Here is a 15,813-nt window from a genome sequence, read left to right as displayed (position 1 = left end):
TCAGTCCTTGACGTACCAGTAGCTGTACCAGTAATCGAGCACGCGGTCGGGGTAGCGGTTGCTTCCCAGGCTGCCGTTGTAGCGCGCCAGCGCGCGACGCAGGTTGCCATTCTCCTTGTCCAGATAGAACTTGAGGATGGTGCAGCCGTATTGCAGATTGGTCGCCAGATCAATCAGGTTATCGTCCGGCCGACCAATCTCCGCTTTCCAGAACGGCATGACCTGCATGACGCCCTGGGCCCCAACGGACGACAGCGCATAGGGATCGAACAGGCTTTCGGCGTGCATCACGGCAATCACCAGATCCGGCTTTAGCCCGGCGCGCTTGGCGGCCTGGTGAGCCAGTCGCAGCAGTCGCAGCCGTGCCTGCTCGTCGGGGATGAAGGGGGCCATGCGGGTCGACATGTCGAGTAGCCAGACTTCGGCGTCAAAGCGATCCTGGAAACTGTCGGCACTGGCAATGGTACGCATCAGCTCGGCGCGCAGCTCGGGATCTACCGGTGTCGGTTCGGTCGACGCCTGGAGCTGACTGCACGCCAGCCAGCTCAGGAGAAACAGCACCATCCCTGGGCGCATGCCTTACTCCTGATGCTGCAGACTGTTGTCGAGGGCCTGGATGAACTCGCCCTGAAGGTGCGGGTCGCCGGTGGTCAGCAGAATCAGCATGTTCTCCAGCTGACTGGCTTCTTCCTTGAGTCCCAGCTCGCTTAACCGGTGAATGCGCTTGACCCACTGCTCTACGTCGTCTTCCTCAAGGTTGTCGTAGATCAGCTCCGAGGCTTCATGCAGTACCGTGCGTAACTCGCGGTCAACCAGCAGCACTGCTTCGGCGTGGACTTCTGCGCTGGTGCGCGCGTCGAACTCAATGGTGCGGAGCTGATCGAAGTCGACGGGTACGATGTCTTCGTCAAGCAGGTTGAGACGGAACGTGCCTTCGCTGTCTGTCTCGCGCTGGACCTGCAGCTCACCGAGCTGGATATCCACCGTGCGGTTCGCCCAGGGCAGACTCTGATACTGACGGTGCTGGTCCAGCAGGGTGCCACCGGCATCGTACTGGCTGACCCGGAACAGCCGGTTTTCGGTGATGCGAATGCTGCGATGTGGCGTGTCGAGTACCCGGGGCTCGCCGGTCTCGATGTGCAGGGTGTGGCTGAGCAGCTCGCGTTCGATATGGCCGGACGCGGGTTCTTGGGGTTCGTTTACGCTGCAGGCTTGCAGTGTGGCCAGCAAGGCGCTGGCCCACAGCAGGCGACTGCCGGTAAGGGCATCCAGTCGGCGCGGCATCATTTTCCCTGAATGCGCTCCAGCAGATAGTTCAGCATCTGATCTGCAGCCACGCTGGTGGCGTCCTGATCGCGACGATACTTGTACTCTAGCTGGCCTTCAGCCAAGCCGCGGTCGCTGATGACCACGCGGTGCGGAATGCCGATCAAATCCATGTCGGCAAACTTGACGCCGGGGCTGGTTTTCTTGTCGCGGTCATCCAGCAGCACCTCAACGCCGGCGGCCTGCAGGCCTTCGTAGAGCGCCATGGTCGCCTGCTGTACGGCTTCGGAGCTTTCCATTTTCATCGGGATCAGGGCAACCTGGAACGGCGCCAGGGCGTCCGGCCAGAGAATGCCGCGGTCGTCGTAGTTCTGTTCGATAGCGGCGGCAACCACGCGGGAAACGCCAATACCGTAGCAACCCATGATCAGGGTCTGGCTCTTGCCCTGCTCGTTGAGCACGGTGCAGTTCATTGCCTGGCTGTACTTCTGGCCCAGCTGGAAGATGTGGCCCACTTCGATGCCGCGCTTGATCACCAGCGTGCCGTTGCCGTCCGGGCTGATATCACCCTCGACGACGTTGCGCAGGTCGGCAACTCGGGTGTACTGGGCATCACGCTCCCAGTTCACGCCGGTGTAGTGCTTGCCGTCGACGTTGGCACCGCAGACGAAGTCCGCCAGATGAGCGGCGCTGTGGTCGGCAATGACGGTGATCGGCAGCTTGACCGGGCCAATGGAGCCGGGCTTGCAGCCAACGGTAGAAACAATTTGCGCTTCGCTGGCGAAGGTCAGCGGTGCGTGCACTTCGGGCAGATGCTCGGCCTTGATCTCGTTCAGCTCGTGATCGCCGCGCAGTACCAGCGCCACCAGTGGCTGGGGTTTGCCTTCCTCTTCGCTGCCGAGCACGATCAGGGTCTTGACCGACTGCTCGGCCGGCACCTTGAGGAATTCGCTGACCGCAGCGATGGTCAGCTGGTCCGGGGTATCGACCAGCGTCATCGGCTGGCTGGCGGCGGGGCGTTCGCCCTGCGGCAGTTGAGCGGTGGCTTTCTCCATGTTGGCGGCGTAGCTGCCGGTGTCGGAGAAGATGATCGCGTCTTCGCCGGAGTCTGCCAGCACGTGGAATTCGTGCGAGCCTTCACCGCCGATAGAGCCGTTGTCGGCGACTACCGGGCGAAATTCCAGACCCAGGCGGCTGAAGATGTTGCAGTAGGCCTGGTACATGCCGTCGTAAGTCTGCTGCAGCGACTCCTGGGTGAGATGGAAGGAGTAGGCATCCTTCATCAGGAACTCGCGGCCGCGCATCAGGCCAAAACGTGGACGAATTTCGTCACGGAATTTGGTCTGGATCTGGTACATGTTGATCGGCAGCTGTTTGTAGCTGGTGATCTCGTTACGGGCCAGGTCGGTGATCACTTCCTCGTGGGTCGGGCCTACGCAGAAGTCGCGATCGTGGCGGTCTTTCAGGCGCAGCAGCTCTGGGCCGTATTGCTCCCATCGCCCTGATTCCTGCCACAGCTCTGCTGGCTGGATGGCTGGCATCAGCACTTCCAGCGCGCCGGCCTTGTCCATCTCCTCACGCACTACAGCTTCTACCTTGCGCAGCACTCGCAGCCCCATCGGCAGCCAGGTGTACAGGCCCGAGGCAATTTTGCGGATCATGCCTGCACGCAGCATCAACTGGTGGCTGATGACGGTGGCGTCGGAGGGTGTCTCCTTGAGGGTAGAAATCAGATATTGACTGGTACGCATGGGAAACAGGTGTCCTGATGTGACGGGCAATTTGGGCGGTATTGTACGATTGTGCCGGTAAGCCGTACAGCCCGCGCGGCAGTGCAGTGGATGAGAGACGCAGAAACAGAAAACCCGGCCGGAGCCGGGTTTTCCCAAGTACCTGGAGGCTTACAGCAGAGTCCAGGTGTAACCAACAATCAGGCGGTTCTCGTCGACGTCGCCGCCGTCGAGGTTGGCATCCTGACGGATGGTGGCGTTACGCCAGCGCACATTCAGGCCTTCCAGGAAGCCGTTCTGTACGGTGTATTGCAGCTCGGTGTTACGTTCCCAGCGGGAGTCGCGATCAATGCCGACGTAGTCGGTATCGATGCTGCTGCTGGTGATGTAACGGGTCATGAAGCTCAGGCCCGGGATGCCCATGCCGGCGAAGTCGTAGTCATAGCGAGCCTGATACGACTTCTCGTCCTTGGCGTTGAAGTCAAGGTACTGGATGGAGTTGGCCAGATAGATGTCGCCATCGGTGTAGTAGTAGCCAGCATCGCCGCGCATCTGCTGGTAGGCAACGCCGAACGCATGGTAGCCGGTGCTCAGCGTTACGGACAGGGACGCTGCCTGGTTGTCTACTTCATCGCCGTCGGTGCTGTCTTCGTCGCTGGTGTCATAGTACGCCAGGCTGGTGCTCAGGCTGGTGCCTTCGCTCAGCGGCAGGGTCCAGTCAGCGCCCACGAAGTAGCGATCATAGAAGTCTTCGGCTTCTGCACCGTACAGCGAGACGCTGAGGTTGTCGTTGAAGCTGTAGGTACCGCCGGCGTAGGTCAGGTTCTCGTCTTCACGCAGGGCGCCATCGGTTTCGCTGGAGTCGTTCATCTCGCTGCGATCAGTCAGGCGACCGGCTTCGACGAACAGACCATCGATGGAGCTGTTGGTGATGCTGTAGCCCTGGTAGTGGTTCGGCAGCAGACGGGCGTCGTCGTAGTAGGCAACCGGGTTTTCCGGCAGATGGACGCCATAGCGCACAACGGTGTCTTCCAGAATGGCGACTTTCACAGCGCCACGGATTTCCGAGTATTCATCCTTGGCTGAACCGTCATCGTCCAGCTCAAGCAGGCGTGTGCCGGAACGGCCGCGGCCGCTGTCCAGCTTGATGCCCTGCATGGCAAGAACGTCGGCACCGAAGCCGATCGGGCCCTGGGTGTAGCCGGACTGGAAGTTCAGCAGGAAGCCGGTAGCGGTCTCGTCTGCCTTGCTCTGGCCGGCAGTGTTGTCACGAAAATCGCGGTTGAAGTAAACGGTGCGGTTGCTCAGGGTGGCGGAGGCGCCTTCCACGAAGCCTTCGCCCTCTGCCATTGCCTGGCTTGCAATCAGGCCGTTGCCAGCGGCAACTGCCAGTGCGAGCGTACTCCATTTAACTGCGTTCTTCATTGGTGTGCTCCTTTGATATAAAGAAAACCTTTAGGCTCTAGCGGCCTGGTCTCTTGTTTTCGCTCTATATTTAAGCACCTATGTGCCAAAGGCGAAAGCAAGCGCCTTAAAAAACAGCGTTTTGTCGGGGAATGTTTATAAAATATTGCGCCACAAATGGCGATACCTTGTGTGCATTTTTTTATACGCAGTGTGCGTAAATACCGGAAAAGCGTTTGATTTATCCCTGTTTGAGACGTTTTTAAAGTTTATTGATTCTGAGGCGGATTCGGATGTTTGAATTACATGCACAGCTGCAGAAGGACTGTGTGTTTGTCGGAGACTTTACGCTCTGTCGTGTTTTGCTGTTGAACGACAGTCAATATCCCTGGTTTATTCTGGTGCCGCGGCGAGCGCAGATGCATGAGGTGTTTGAACTTGCCGATGATGACCGGGCTCAGTTTCATCGGGAATCCGATCGGCTTGCTGCGTTGCTCGCTGATATCTTTTCGGCTGACAAGCTGAATATTGCGGCATTGGGGAATATGGTGCCCCAGCTGCATGTTCATCATATTGTGCGATATCAAACGGATCCGGCATGGCCGGCCCCGGTGTGGGGCAAGTTGCCCGCCAAGCCTTATGAAGCCGCGGCGCTGCAAGCAGTTCTGGATAAGGTGAGGATTGCTCTGCGCGGCGAATGCGGGTTCGTTGAGGAGGAAAAATGACGCAGGATCAATTGGTGGCAAGGGTGGATGAGCTGGAAACGCGTCTGGCGTTTCAGGATGACACCATTCAGGCGTTGAATGACGCGCTGGCGGCGCAGCAGTTTGAGCTGGATCGCCTGCGGCGCTCGCTGGAGCTGGTGGCCAAGCGGCAGGCCGACCTGGCGGCGCAGATCCCCGGCGACGCCGGGGAGGAAGCACCGCCGCCCCATTACTGAGACGCGGTGTTCAGCGCTTGCGCTCGTTGAGAATGGTGACATCCTCGGCCTGCAGGCCCTTGTCGCGATTGGCAACCACGTAGGACACGCGCTGGCCTTCCTGCAGGGCTCGATGACCTTCGCCCTGAATCGACCGGAAGTGGACAAAGACATCGCCGCCGTCATCGCGGGTAATGAAGCCGAAACCCTTGCTGGTGTTGAACCATTTGACAGTGCCGTTTTCTCGTCCGCTGCCACCGTTGCTGGATGCTTTGGGCTTGGCTGCCTTTTTGGCTGGTCGCGGGGCGCGTTGAATGGCAGCCAGTTCCTGCACCAGTACGATCAGGGTATGCAGGCAGACGCCGGTAATGGCGGCGCTGAGTGCCCAGATGCTCCAGTCGGCAAACATCGGGTGGATCAGCAACGCGCCGAACGGGATGCACGCGGAGACGATCAGCAGGGCCGAGCCGAGAAGGGCAACGCCGCCGGCCATGCCGTGGTCTGCTGTGCGCTGCTGGGCGAATTGCTGCAGGTTGATCAGGCCGGTCAGAATGGCCAGCAGGCCAGGGTAGCTGATCGGTGCTGACGGGGTCAGGAACGGGACGCTGGCAAACAGGCCGGCCAGCAGGGCGGCAGCACCGATGAAAAGGTGCAAATAACGAAGGGTCTTCAAGAGGCTCACCGTAAATAGAGTGCTGTTGGTATTGTGATCATGCTGCTTGGTGCGGCTCATAGCTTGAGCCGCCGGGGCACTCTAACCTGAAAACGCCCGGCCTCCAAACGGAGTCGGGCGTCCGGTTGCCGGGGCTGTCGACCTGATCAGCTTTCTAGCAGGCTGCGCAGCATCCAGGCAGTTTTTTCGTGGGTCTGCATGCGCTGGGTCAGCAGATCGGCCGTGGGTTCGTCATGGGCCTCGTCACATTGCGGAAAAATACTGCGCGCGGTGCGTACGCAGGCTTCGTGACCCTCGACCAGCAGGCGAATCATTTCCTTCGCCTCCGGTACTCCTTCTTCTTCCTTGATGCTGCTCAGTTCGACGAACTGGCGGTAAGTACCCGGCGCCGGGAAGCCCAGTGTGCGAATGCGCTCGGCAATCTCGTCGACTGCCAGTGCCAGCTCGGTGTAGTGGGTCTCGAACATCAGATGCAGGGTCTGGAACATCGGGCCTTTGACGTTCCAGTGGAAATTGTGGGTTTTCAGGTACAGGGTGTAGGTGTCTGCCAGCAGGCGTGACAGGCCTTCAGCGATTTGCGCGCGATCAGTTTCGGTAATGCCGATATCAATTTTCATCTTGGCTCCTTGCTTGCATTGCTGTTTGTACCGCTGCGGCGCTGCTGGATGTGTCGTCGCTGCGGTATATCTCTTTACTCCGATGTCCGCTATCGCGAGAGGTTCCCCGGTACCGTGAGCATGCCGGGGCGGACTCCCTAGCGGGGCAAGTTTCCGGTATAGTATGGCGTTTTGTTTGGGTGCCTTGCGCGTGTACCGCCGCAACGCATCCTATCGCAACGAATTTGCCGACCACAGGAAGCACCATACCATGATGCGTAGCCACTATTGCGGCCAGCTGAACGAATCGCTGGCGGATCAGGAAGTAACTCTTTGCGGCTGGGTTCACCGTCGCCGTGACCATGGTGGGGTCATCTTCCTTGATATCCGTGATCGCGAAGGCCTGGCCCAGGTGGTGTTTGATCCGGACCGCGCTGAAACCTTTGCCAAGGCTGACCGTGTGCGCAGCGAATATGTGGTCAAGGTGACCGGCAAGGTACGCCTGCGTCCGGAAGGTGCACGCAACGCCAACATGGCGTCGGGCGCCATCGAGGTACTGGGCTACGAGCTTGAGGTGCTGAATGAGGCCGAGACGCCGCCGTTCCCGCTCAACGAATATACCGACGTGGGCGAGGAAACCCGCCTGCGCTATCGCTTTATCGACCTGCGTCGCCCGGAAATGGCCGAGAAGCTGAAGCTGCGTTCGCGCATCACCTCCAGCATTCGCCGTTACCTGGATGACAATGGTTTCCTCGATGTTGAAACCCCGATTCTGACCCGTGCCACGCCGGAAGGTGCGCGTGACTACCTGGTGCCGAGCCGCACCCACGCGGGCAGCTTCTTCGCCCTGCCGCAGTCGCCGCAGCTGTTCAAGCAGTTGCTGATGGTTGCCGGGTTCGACCGTTACTACCAGATCGCCAAGTGCTTCCGCGACGAAGATCTGCGCGCAGACCGTCAGCCGGAATTCACCCAGATCGATATCGAGACCAGCTTCCTCGATGAAAAAGACATCATGGGTATCACCGAGACCATGGTGCGCAACCTGTTCAAGGAAGTGCTGGATGTCGAGTTTGGCGAGCTGCCGCACATGTCACTGGCCGAAGCCATGCGCCGTTTCGGCTCCGACAAGCCCGACCTGCGTATCCCGCTGGAGCTGGTGGATGTTGAAGATCAGCTCAAGGATGTCGAGTTCAAGGTGTTTGCCGGTCCGGCCAATGATCCCAAGTGCCGCGTCACCGCGCTGCGCGTTCCGGGCGGTGCGAGCATGCCGCGCAAGCAGATCGACGACTACACCAAGTTCGTCGGCATCTATGGCGCCAAGGGCCTGGCGTACATCAAGGTCAACGAGCGCGCAGCAGGTGTAGAAGGCTTGCAGTCGCCGATCGTCAAGAACATCCCGCTGGACAACATCAATGTGATTCTGGATCGCGTTGGCGCGGTTGATGGTGACATCGTGTTCTTTGGCGCAGATAAGGCGCGCATCGTATCCGAGGCACTGGGCGCGCTGCGTATCAAGCTCGGTCACGATCTGAATCTGTTCACCTGCGAATGGGCGCCGCTGTGGGTGGTCGACTTCCCGATGTTCGAAGAGAACGACGACGGCAGTCTGACCGCGATGCACCACCCGTTCACCGCGCCCAAGTGCACCCCGGCAGAGCTGGAAGCCAATCCGGCTGCCGCGCTGTCGCGTGCCTACGACATGGTGCTGAACGGTACCGAGCTGGGTGGCGGTTCCATTCGTATCCACGACAAGACCATGCAGCAGACCGTATTCCGTGTGCTGGGCATCAGCGAAGACGAGCAGCAGGAGAAGTTCGGCTTCCTGCTGGATGCGCTGAAATATGGTGCGCCGCCGCACGGTGGTCTGGCCTTTGGCCTGGATCGTCTGGTCATGCTGATGACCGGCGCGCAGTCGATTCGCGAAGTCATTGCCTTCCCGAAAACCCAGAGCGCTGCCTGTGTCATGACCCAGGCGCCGGGTGAGGTGGATAACAAGTCGCTGCGCGAGCTGCACATTCGTCTGCGTGAACAGCCCAAGGCTGAGTAAGTTCCTTGTCCCCGCAGTGCCGCTGGCTCGGCGGGGATTCTGCTATCTGGAGTTGGTTTTATGGCCGGTCATTCAAAATGGGCCAATATCAAGCACCGCAAGGCGGCTCAGGACGCAAGGCGCGGCAAGATCTTTACCAAGCTGATTCGTGAGTTGACTGTCTCCGCCAAGGTCGGCGGCGGCAATCCGGCTGACAACCCGCGTTTGCGCGCGGCGGTCGACAAGGCGCTGGGCGCCAACATGACCCGTGACACCATCGATCGCGCCATTGCTCGTGGTGCCGGCAGCAACGATGCCGACAACATGGAAGAGCTGACTTACGAGGGTTACGGTGCCGGTGGTGTGGCCGTGCTGGTCGAGGCGATGACGGACAATCGCAACCGCACAGTCAGCGAAGTGCGTCATGCGTTCAGCAAGTGCGGCGGCAATCTGGGTACCGATGGCTCCGTTGCGTATCTGTTTACCCGGCGCGGTCAGTTGACGTTTTCTGCCGATGCGGATGAAGAGTCGCTGATGGAAGCGGCGCTGGAGTCGGGCGCGGAAGATTTCGTCACCAATGATGACGGCTCCTTTGACGTGTTCACCAGCTTCGAGGAGTTCGGTGCGGTGCGCGATGCCCTTGAGACGGCGGGCTTTGCACCGGAATCGGCGGAGGTCACCATGGTGCCGTCGACCCAGGCCGAGCTGGATCTGGATACGGCGCAGAAGGTGGTCAGGCTGATCGATATGCTGGAAGATCTGGACGATGTGCAGAATGTCTATTCCAATGCATCGATCTCCGATGACATCATGGAACAGCTGGGTTGAGCCGGCGCATACTGATGCAGGTAAGGGAGGCGCGGGCCTCCCTTTTTTCTATGGCCCGCATGCTGACGGATAACACATGGCGCTGATACTGGGGATTGACCCCGGCTCCCGGATAACCGGTTTCGGTATTGTCCGCCACGCGGCTGGCCGTCAGGAGTATGTGACGTCCGGTTGTATCCGGGTGGGCGATGGTGCCTTCCCGGAGCGCCTGCAGAGAATTTTTCACTATCTGTCGGAGCTGATTGGTCAATACCAGCCTGATGTGGTCAGCATCGAGCAGGTGTTCATGGCGCGTAACCCGGATTCTGCCCTCAAGCTGGGTCAGGCGCGGGGGGCGGCTATCGTCGCTGCGGTCAATGCCGGGTTGGCGGTGCACGAGTACAGTGCGCGCCAGGTCAAGCAGGCGGTAGTCGGCACCGGGGCGGCTGACAAGAAGCAGGTGCAGCACATGGTTACCCAATTGCTGGGCCTGGGCGGTACACCCCAGGCCGATGCTGCCGATGCACTGGCGATTGCCCTCTGTCATGCCCACATGAGCGGTGTGCAGCAGCAGCTGGGCAATGCCGCGCTGGCGATGCGCGCCGGCCGTGTGCGCCGTCGTTGAACTGACTTTCAGGGAGAGGCACTGGTGATAGGGCGTTTGAGCGGTATTTTGCTGGAAAAACAGCCGCCACATATTTTGCTGGATGTGCAAGGGGTTGGTTACGAGCTGGATGCGCCGATGAGCACGTTTTATCAATTGCCGGCGCTTGGCGAGAAGGTAACCCTGCATACCCACATGGTCGTGCGTGAGGATGCGCAGTTGCTCTATGCCTTCGCTGACAAGCGCGGTCGAGAGCTGTTCCGCGAGCTGATCCGGCTCAATGGCGTGGGTCCGAAGCTGGCGCTGGCGCTGATGTCGGGCATGGAAGTTGATGAGCTGGTCATGGCCGTGCAGCATCAGGATGTCAGTGCCCTGGTCAGGGTGCCGGGGGTTGGCAAGAAGACTGCCGAGCGCCTGTTGATCGAGTTGCGTGATCGCTTCAAGGCCTGGGACGCGCTGCCGGGTGCAGTGTCTCTGGCGGCCCCGTCGGGTATCGCCAATGCGCCGGTCAAGCCAAGTGCCGACGCGGTCAGTGCGCTGATTGCCCTGGGCTACAAGCCGCAGGAGGCCAGCAAGGCGGTTGCGGCGGTCGAGGAAGACGGTCTGAGCAGTGAGGAGTTGATTCGCCGTGCGCTCAGGGGCATGGTGTAGCGCAGATCCGGTGCAGAACCGGTTGCGTTCCCTTTGAATGGATAAGACATGCTGGAAGAAGATCGCCTGATCGCGGCAACGCCCAGGCAGCAGGAAGAAGTCATTGACCGGGCGATTCGGCCGCTCAAGCTGGCGGAATATATCGGCCAGCCGACCGTGCGCGAGCAGATGGAATTGTTCATCAAGGCGGCCAAGGGGCGTGGCGAGGCGCTGGATCATGTGCTGATCTTCGGGCCGCCCGGTCTCGGCAAGACCACGCTGGCCAATATCATCGCCCAGGAGATGGGCGCCAAGATCAAGAGCACCTCCGGACCTGTGCTGGAGCGCGCCGGTGACCTGGCTGCACTGCTGACCAATCTGGAAGCGGGCGATGTGCTCTTCGTTGACGAGATTCATCGCCTGTCTCCGGTCGTCGAAGAGATTCTGTATCCGGCGATGGAAGATTATCAGCTCGACATCATGATCGGCGAAGGCCCGGCTGCCCGTTCGATCAAGCTGGATCTGCCGCCCTTTACCCTGGTCGGGGCCACCACCCGAGCCGGAATGCTGACCAACCCGCTGCGCGACCGCTTCGGCATTGTGCAGCGGCTGGAATTCTATTCGGTTGCCGACCTGGCAACCATCGTGGCGCGTTCTGCCGCCATTCTTGGTTTGCAGATGGATGACGGCGGCGCGCGCGAGATCGCCCGCCGCTCCCGCGGCACCCCCCGAATCGCCAACCGCCTGCTGCGCCGGGTACGGGACTTTGCCGAAGTGCGCGGTGCCGGTGTCATCAGCCAGGACGTGGCGGATCAGGCTCTGAACCTGCTGGATGTGGACGAGCAGGGTTTTGATCATATGGACCGCCGCCTGCTGCTCACCATGATCGACAAGTTCGATGGCGGGCCGGTCGGGCTGGACAATCTGTCGGCGTCTATCGGCGAGGAACGACACACCATTGAGGATGTGCTGGAGCCCTACCTGATCCAGCAGGGGTTCATCATGCGCACGCCCCGTGGTCGGGTCGTCACGCGGCACGCCTATCAGCACTTTGGTCTGAGGCTGCCGCCCCGGATGGCCGGGGCGGCAGCCGATCTGTTTGACGATCCGGCGGCGCCGGACGCGTCCTGAAAAAATATTTTGCATTTTGCCAGGAGACCCACTATGCAAAACCCTTGCTTGGCTCTACATTATGCGCGTTGAACGTTCTGGGCCGCCGTTCGAGCTGAAAGCCCGCGTCTACTTTGAAGATACCGATGCCGGTGGCATCGTCTACTACGTCAATTACCTGAAGTTTATGGAGCGTGCGCGGACGGAGCTGGTCCGTACTCTGGGCTTTGATCAAAGCGCTCTGCAGAGAGAAAACGTCATTTTTGTTGTGCACTCGGTCACGGCGCGTTATCACGCGCCCGCACGATTGGATGATGAACTTGTCGTAACTGCGACTGTCTTGGAAACCAAGCGAGCAAGTATTCGCTTCCGCCAGAGCGTGACTCGGGCGGGAGAGTTGTTGTGTGAAGGTGAGGTGCTGGTCGCCTGCGTCAGCGCCGACCGCTATCGCCCGAGAGCGATTCCCGAAGCCATGCGTACGGCATTCGAGAACACCGCCCGGGCCGAGATCAACGGGTAATGAGTCAGAAATTTGATGGACAAGCGAGGAGTAGCTGAGCGTGCAGGCTGACCAAATGTCGATATGGCACCTGGTGTCCGGCGCCAGTGTGCTGGTGCAACTGGTAATGTTGTCGCTGCTGGCGGCATCGGTGATGTCGTGGGTGCTCATTTTCCAGCGCGGCAGCGTCATGCGCGGGGCCAAGAGTGCACTGGATGATTTTGAAGACCGCTTCTGGTCCGGTGTCGATTTGTCCCAGCTGTACCGTCAGGTCACCGGCTCCCCGGATGAGAACTCGGGTCTGGAGCAGATCTTTCGTGCCGGCTTCAAGGAATTTTCACGCATGCGTCAGCAGTCGGGAGTGGATCCCGATGCGGTGATGGACGCAGTGCAGCGCGCCATGCGTGTTGCCATTTCGCGCGAAGAGGAAAAGCTTGAGCAGCATCTGCCGTTCCTCGCGACCGTCGGTTCAACCAGTCCGTATGTGGGCCTGTTTGGTACGGTCTGGGGGATCATGAACTCGTTCCGCGGGCTGGCGACCGTGCAGCAGGCGACGCTGGCGACCGTTGCTCCGGGTATTGCCGAAGCACTGGTGGCGACGGCAATCGGCCTGTTTGCGGCCATTCCGGCCGTGGTGGCCTACAACCGCTTTGCCGCGCGTTCGGAAATGCTGATCGGCCGCTATTACACCTTTGCAGAAGAGTTCTCCAGCATTCTGCACCGCCGCGTTCACGCACGCGAGGAGTAAGCGAGAGTCGTTATGGGCATGCACATGCAGGGGCGGCGACAGAAGCGCAAACCCGTCGCGGAAATGAACGTGGTGCCGTACATCGACGTGATGCTGGTGCTGCTGGTCATCTTTATGGTGACCGCGCCGATGCTCAACCAGGGTGTAAAGGTCGATCTGCCGCAGGTATCCAGTGAGGTTCTGCCGTCTGACAGCAATCAGCAGGTGTTGACCCTGTCGGTGCTGGCTGATGGTACCTACTACTGGAACCTGGGTGAGAGCGTGGATACCGAAAATCATTCCGACAGCGTCGTATCGCTGGCCGAAATGACCGAAGGTGTCACCAAGATCATGACCGCCAAACCGGACACGCTGGTCTACATTCGGGGTGACAAGAACGCCAACTATGGCGTGGTTGTGACTGCCATGGGGGCCTTGCAGCAGGCAGGCGTCCCCAACGTGGGTCTGATTACCGAGGCGCCGTGAGCACGCGATATCAACATCGGCCTACGGCGTCCGAGCGCTACTCGACGCCGTTTTTGAAGGCCGCAGGGCTGCATTTGGCGGTGGCGATTCTGCTGTTCGCTTCATTCAGCAGTGCGCCAGAGTTCGAGCCGGCCAAGCCGATCGTGCAAGCCACGCTGGTGCAGTTGGACTCAATGAGTCCGGCTGTGACGCAGACTGACCAGAAGATTGCCGGCGAGGCGCAGAAGACAGCTGCGCCGCGTCATGAAGAAGAGGCTATGGAAGCCCAGCGTCAGCAGCAGCAAGCAGCTGAAGCCGCCCGCGCTGCCGCGGCCGAAAAGGCCAGAGAGCAAGCGCAGGCAGCCGCTGCAGCGGCGGAACGTCAGGCGCAGGCAGAGGCCGATCGCAAGGCGGCCGAGGCGGCTGCTGCCGCCGAGCGACGCAAGGTTGAAGAGGCGAAAAAGGCCGCAGAAGCTGAAGCAGCCCGGCGTGCCGAGGCAGAGCGCAAGCGCGCCGAAGAAGAGGCAAGGCGCAAGGCGCAGGAAGAGGCTCGTCGCAAGGCTGAAGCCGAAGCCGAGCGCAAGGCTGCGGAGGCCGCCGAGCAGCGTCGTCGCGAGCAGGAGCGTCAGGCCAATGAGCGCCGTGCCCAGGAAGAGGCCAAGGCCCGCGCCCTCAGCGAGTTGCTGGCAGAAGAGACGCAGTACCAGATGGCCCAGGCTGATCGCAGTGGTGATCAGGTTGCGGCCAGCTACGACGATGTGATTCGTCGCTATGTCAGCCAGCAGTGGCGCCGCCCGCCGACCGCGCGTAATGGCATGGTCGTTGAGGTGCAGCTGAGTATGCTGCCGACAGGGCAGATCACCGATGTGGTGGTCACGCGCTCCAGTGGGGACGCCGGTTTTGATCAGTCCGCCGTGCAGGCGGTCAGAAATGTGGGACGCATCCCGGAAATGCAGACACTGTCACGTGAAAATCCCGCAGCGTTCGATCGCATGTATCGACAGCGTACGCTGCGCTTCAAACCAGAGGATCTGGCATTCTGATGAAGAGACTGACGCACGTACTGGTAGGCCTGGTCGCCCTGTGTTTTACCCAGCTTCTGCTGGCCCAGGGCGCCATCGAGATTACCCGTGGTACCGACAAGGCCACGCCGATTGCCGTAGTGCCGTTTGGCTGGCAGGGCAGCGCGCCGCTGCCGGAAGATATGGCGGACATTACCGCCAACGATTTGCGCAACTCGGGTATGTTTGCGCCGATTCCGCGCGGCAACATGCTCAGCTATCCAACCCGCGACAGCGAAATCAATGCCCGCGACTGGCGCATGATCGGGGCTGACTACGTGGTGGTGGGGCAGGTGTCTGCCACAGGGGCAGATGCGTTTTCGCTGACCTACAGTTTGTACAATGTGGTGCGTGAGCAGGTCGTGCTGGCGCGTTCGATCAGTGGTACTCGCACGCAGCTGCGGGATATCGCTCACCATCTCAGTGATGAGGTGTTCAAGGAGCTGACCGGTATTCAGGGCGCCTTCAACACCAAGTTGCTGTACGTCGCTGCCGAGCGGTTTTCGGTCGACAATACCCGTTACACCCTGCAGCGCAGTGATTACGATGGCGCGCGTGCGGTGACGCTGCTGCAGTCGCGCGAACCGATTCTGAGCCCGAGCTATTCGCCCGACGGCGAGCGCATCGCCTATGTGTCGTTCGAGTCGCGTCGCCCGGAGATTTATATCCACTATATTCGTACCGGCCGTCGTGAACGCATCAGCAGCTTTGAGGGCCTGAACGGAGCGCCTTCCTGGTCGCCTGACGGCACGCGGCTTGCGTTTGTGCTGTCGCGCGACGGCAATCCGGAAATCTATGTGATGGATCTGGCGAGCAAGCAGTTGCGTCGGGTGACCAACCACTTCGCGATCGATACCGAGCCGACCTGGATGGGTAACGATACGCTGGTGTTTACCTCCGATCGCGGCGGGCGCCCGCAGATTTACAAGCAGAATTTGAGTTCGGGTAATACCGAGCGTTTGACCTTCGTTGGCAACTACAACGCCAACGCCAAGCTGTCCGTGGACGGCCGCACCATGGTGATGGTGCACCGTCAGGAGGGCTACCGTAATTTTCAGATTGCCACGCAGGATCTTGAGCGCGGCAACCTGAGAGTTTTAACAGAAACGTCACTGGATGAGTCCCCGACGGTCTCACCCAACGGCGTTATGTTAATTTATGCTACCCGTCAACAGGGGCGGGGTGTACTCATGCTGGTATCAACAAACGGGCGTGCACGGTCGGTGATACCGACTCAGTTCAACGACCTGCGCGTACCATCATGGTCCCCATACCTGCCATAGGGCGCACCAACAC

At 60.2% G+C, this 15,813-nt stretch carries 18 protein-coding genes; 12 read left to right on the top strand and 6 right to left on the bottom strand.

Going from position 1 to position 15,813, the window contains the following annotated elements; all coding sequences use genetic code 11:
• From B7O88_RS09485 to B7O88_RS09470, 4 genes are all read right to left on the bottom strand, one after another.
• A complete protein-coding gene (locus B7O88_RS09485) occupies nucleotides 1–576 on the bottom strand; it encodes a lytic transglycosylase domain-containing protein (RefSeq protein WP_088275563.1) in 576 nt (191 codons plus the stop codon).
• Nucleotides 577–579: 3 nt separating this feature from the next.
• Nucleotides 580–1,284 (bottom strand): hypothetical protein, encoded by a 705-nt coding sequence (locus B7O88_RS09480; RefSeq protein ID WP_216359006.1) that lies wholly within the window; start codon nucleotides 1,282–1,284, stop codon nucleotides 580–582.
• Nucleotides 1,284–3,017 carry a proline--tRNA ligase gene (locus tag B7O88_RS09475; protein WP_088275559.1) on the bottom strand — a complete coding sequence of 578 codons (1,734 nt, stop codon included), beginning with the start codon at nucleotides 3,015–3,017 and terminating at the stop codon, nucleotides 1,284–1,286. The genes B7O88_RS09480 and B7O88_RS09475 overlap by 1 nt, the downstream gene beginning before the upstream one ends.
• A gap of 150 nt (nucleotides 3,018–3,167) precedes the next feature.
• Nucleotides 3,168–4,421, bottom strand: a complete 1,254-nt coding sequence (locus tag B7O88_RS09470) for an OprD family porin (RefSeq protein ID WP_088275557.1) — start codon at nucleotides 4,419–4,421, stop codon at nucleotides 3,168–3,170.
• A gap of 272 nt (nucleotides 4,422–4,693) precedes the next feature.
• Here B7O88_RS09470 and B7O88_RS09465 point away from each other — a divergent pair, with 272 nt between their 5' ends.
• Nucleotides 4,694–5,125 (top strand): HIT domain-containing protein, encoded by a 432-nt coding sequence (locus B7O88_RS09465; protein WP_088275555.1) that lies wholly within the window; start codon nucleotides 4,694–4,696, stop codon nucleotides 5,123–5,125.
• Nucleotides 5,122–5,340, top strand: a complete 219-nt coding sequence (locus B7O88_RS09460) for a SlyX family protein (protein WP_088275553.1) — start codon at nucleotides 5,122–5,124, stop codon at nucleotides 5,338–5,340. Before B7O88_RS09465 ends, B7O88_RS09460 begins: the two co-directional genes overlap by 4 nt.
• A gap of 10 nt (nucleotides 5,341–5,350) precedes the next feature.
• Here B7O88_RS09460 and B7O88_RS18280 read toward each other — a convergent pair whose 3' ends face one another.
• Nucleotides 5,351–5,992, bottom strand: coding sequence for a cold-shock protein (locus B7O88_RS18280; protein ID WP_276527215.1), 642 nt, complete (start codon nucleotides 5,990–5,992; stop codon nucleotides 5,351–5,353).
• A 146-nt stretch (nucleotides 5,993–6,138) separates the two neighbouring features.
• On the bottom strand, nucleotides 6,139–6,609 hold the full coding sequence (locus tag B7O88_RS09450; protein ID WP_088275548.1) for a Dps family protein: 471 nt from the start codon (nucleotides 6,607–6,609) through the stop codon (nucleotides 6,139–6,141).
• A gap of 250 nt (nucleotides 6,610–6,859) precedes the next feature.
• Between B7O88_RS09450 and aspS the strand changes: the two genes are divergently transcribed.
• The 10 genes from aspS to tolB all read left to right on the top strand — a co-directional run bounded on the left by aspS (nucleotide 6,860) and on the right by tolB (nucleotide 15,800).
• Nucleotides 6,860–8,635, top strand: coding sequence for an aspartate--tRNA ligase (aspS, locus tag B7O88_RS09445; protein ID WP_088275733.1), 1,776 nt, complete (start codon nucleotides 6,860–6,862; stop codon nucleotides 8,633–8,635).
• A 60-nt stretch (nucleotides 8,636–8,695) separates the two neighbouring features.
• Complete coding sequence (locus B7O88_RS09440; protein ID WP_088275546.1) at nucleotides 8,696–9,442, top strand: YebC/PmpR family DNA-binding transcriptional regulator; 747 nt, start codon at nucleotides 8,696–8,698, stop codon at nucleotides 9,440–9,442.
• A gap of 76 nt (nucleotides 9,443–9,518) precedes the next feature.
• Entirely contained in the window at nucleotides 9,519–10,046 is a 528-nt protein-coding gene (ruvC, locus tag B7O88_RS09435) for a crossover junction endodeoxyribonuclease RuvC (RefSeq protein WP_088275544.1), read from the top strand.
• A 24-nt stretch (nucleotides 10,047–10,070) separates the two neighbouring features.
• Nucleotides 10,071–10,676: a Holliday junction branch migration protein RuvA gene (ruvA, locus tag B7O88_RS09430; RefSeq protein WP_088275542.1), complete on the top strand. Its 606-nt coding sequence runs from the start codon at nucleotides 10,071–10,073 to the stop codon at nucleotides 10,674–10,676.
• A 48-nt stretch (nucleotides 10,677–10,724) separates the two neighbouring features.
• Nucleotides 10,725–11,786, top strand: coding sequence for a Holliday junction branch migration DNA helicase RuvB (gene ruvB, locus B7O88_RS09425; protein WP_088275540.1), 1,062 nt, complete (start codon nucleotides 10,725–10,727; stop codon nucleotides 11,784–11,786).
• A gap of 61 nt (nucleotides 11,787–11,847) precedes the next feature.
• Nucleotides 11,848–12,285 carry a tol-pal system-associated acyl-CoA thioesterase gene (gene ybgC / locus B7O88_RS09420; RefSeq protein WP_088275538.1) on the top strand — a complete coding sequence of 146 codons (438 nt, stop codon included), beginning with the start codon at nucleotides 11,848–11,850 and terminating at the stop codon, nucleotides 12,283–12,285.
• Nucleotides 12,286–12,340: 55 nt separating this feature from the next.
• Entirely contained in the window at nucleotides 12,341–13,012 is a 672-nt protein-coding gene (tolQ, locus tag B7O88_RS09415) for a protein TolQ (RefSeq protein WP_088275536.1), read from the top strand.
• A 24-nt stretch (nucleotides 13,013–13,036) separates the two neighbouring features.
• Entirely contained in the window at nucleotides 13,037–13,477 is a 441-nt protein-coding gene (tolR, locus tag B7O88_RS09410; RefSeq protein ID WP_088275732.1) for a protein TolR, read from the top strand.
• On the top strand, nucleotides 13,474–14,499 hold the full coding sequence (gene tolA / locus B7O88_RS09405; protein ID WP_088275534.1) for a cell envelope integrity protein TolA: 1,026 nt from the start codon (nucleotides 13,474–13,476) through the stop codon (nucleotides 14,497–14,499). The genes tolR and tolA overlap by 4 nt, the downstream gene beginning before the upstream one ends.
• The gene (gene tolB / locus B7O88_RS09400; RefSeq protein WP_088275532.1) at nucleotides 14,499–15,800 is read left to right on the top strand and encodes a Tol-Pal system beta propeller repeat protein TolB; all 1,302 of its coding nucleotides are present in this window, start codon (nucleotides 14,499–14,501) and stop codon (nucleotides 15,798–15,800) included. The genes tolA and tolB overlap by 1 nt, the downstream gene beginning before the upstream one ends.
• Nucleotides 15,801–15,813 lie beyond the last annotated feature (13 nt).

The sequence above is a fragment of the Halopseudomonas aestusnigri genome (genome assembly GCF_002197985.1).
GTDB lineage: Bacteria > Pseudomonadota > Gammaproteobacteria > Pseudomonadales > Pseudomonadaceae > Halopseudomonas > Halopseudomonas aestusnigri.
The sequence above is the reverse complement of the archived record's forward strand: the minus strand, read 5'-3'. Positions and strand labels throughout refer to the sequence as shown.

Bases quoted from the DNA above. Each gene is read 5' to 3' on its own strand.
- B7O88_RS09485 (WP_088275563.1), bottom strand. From the start codon at position 576: ATGCGCCCAGGGATGGTGCTGTTTCTCCTGAGCTGGCTGGCGTGCAGT.
- B7O88_RS09480 (WP_216359006.1), bottom strand. From the start codon at position 1,284: ATGCCGCGCCGACTGGATGCCCTTACCGGCAGTCGCCTGCTGTGGGCC.
- B7O88_RS09475 (WP_088275559.1), bottom strand. From the start codon at position 3,017: ATGCGTACCAGTCAATATCTGATTTCTACCCTCAAGGAGACACCCTCC.
- B7O88_RS09470 (WP_088275557.1), bottom strand. From the start codon at position 4,421: ATGAAGAACGCAGTTAAATGGAGTACGCTCGCACTGGCAGTTGCCGCT.
- B7O88_RS09465 (WP_088275555.1), top strand. From the start codon at position 4,694: ATGTTTGAATTACATGCACAGCTGCAGAAGGACTGTGTGTTTGTCGGA.
- B7O88_RS09460 (WP_088275553.1), top strand. From the start codon at position 5,122: ATGACGCAGGATCAATTGGTGGCAAGGGTGGATGAGCTGGAAACGCGT.
- B7O88_RS09450 (WP_088275548.1), bottom strand. From the start codon at position 6,609: ATGAAAATTGATATCGGCATTACCGAAACTGATCGCGCGCAAATCGCT.
- aspS (WP_088275733.1), top strand. From the start codon at position 6,860: ATGATGCGTAGCCACTATTGCGGCCAGCTGAACGAATCGCTGGCGGAT.
- B7O88_RS09440 (WP_088275546.1), top strand. From the start codon at position 8,696: ATGGCCGGTCATTCAAAATGGGCCAATATCAAGCACCGCAAGGCGGCT.
- ruvC (WP_088275544.1), top strand. From the start codon at position 9,519: ATGGCGCTGATACTGGGGATTGACCCCGGCTCCCGGATAACCGGTTTC.
- ruvB (WP_088275540.1), top strand. From the start codon at position 10,725: ATGCTGGAAGAAGATCGCCTGATCGCGGCAACGCCCAGGCAGCAGGAA.
- ybgC (WP_088275538.1), top strand. From the start codon at position 11,848: ATGCGCGTTGAACGTTCTGGGCCGCCGTTCGAGCTGAAAGCCCGCGTC.
- tolQ (WP_088275536.1), top strand. From the start codon at position 12,341: ATGTCGATATGGCACCTGGTGTCCGGCGCCAGTGTGCTGGTGCAACTG.
- tolR (WP_088275732.1), top strand. From the start codon at position 13,037: ATGCAGGGGCGGCGACAGAAGCGCAAACCCGTCGCGGAAATGAACGTG.
- tolB (WP_088275532.1), top strand. From the start codon at position 14,499: ATGAAGAGACTGACGCACGTACTGGTAGGCCTGGTCGCCCTGTGTTTT.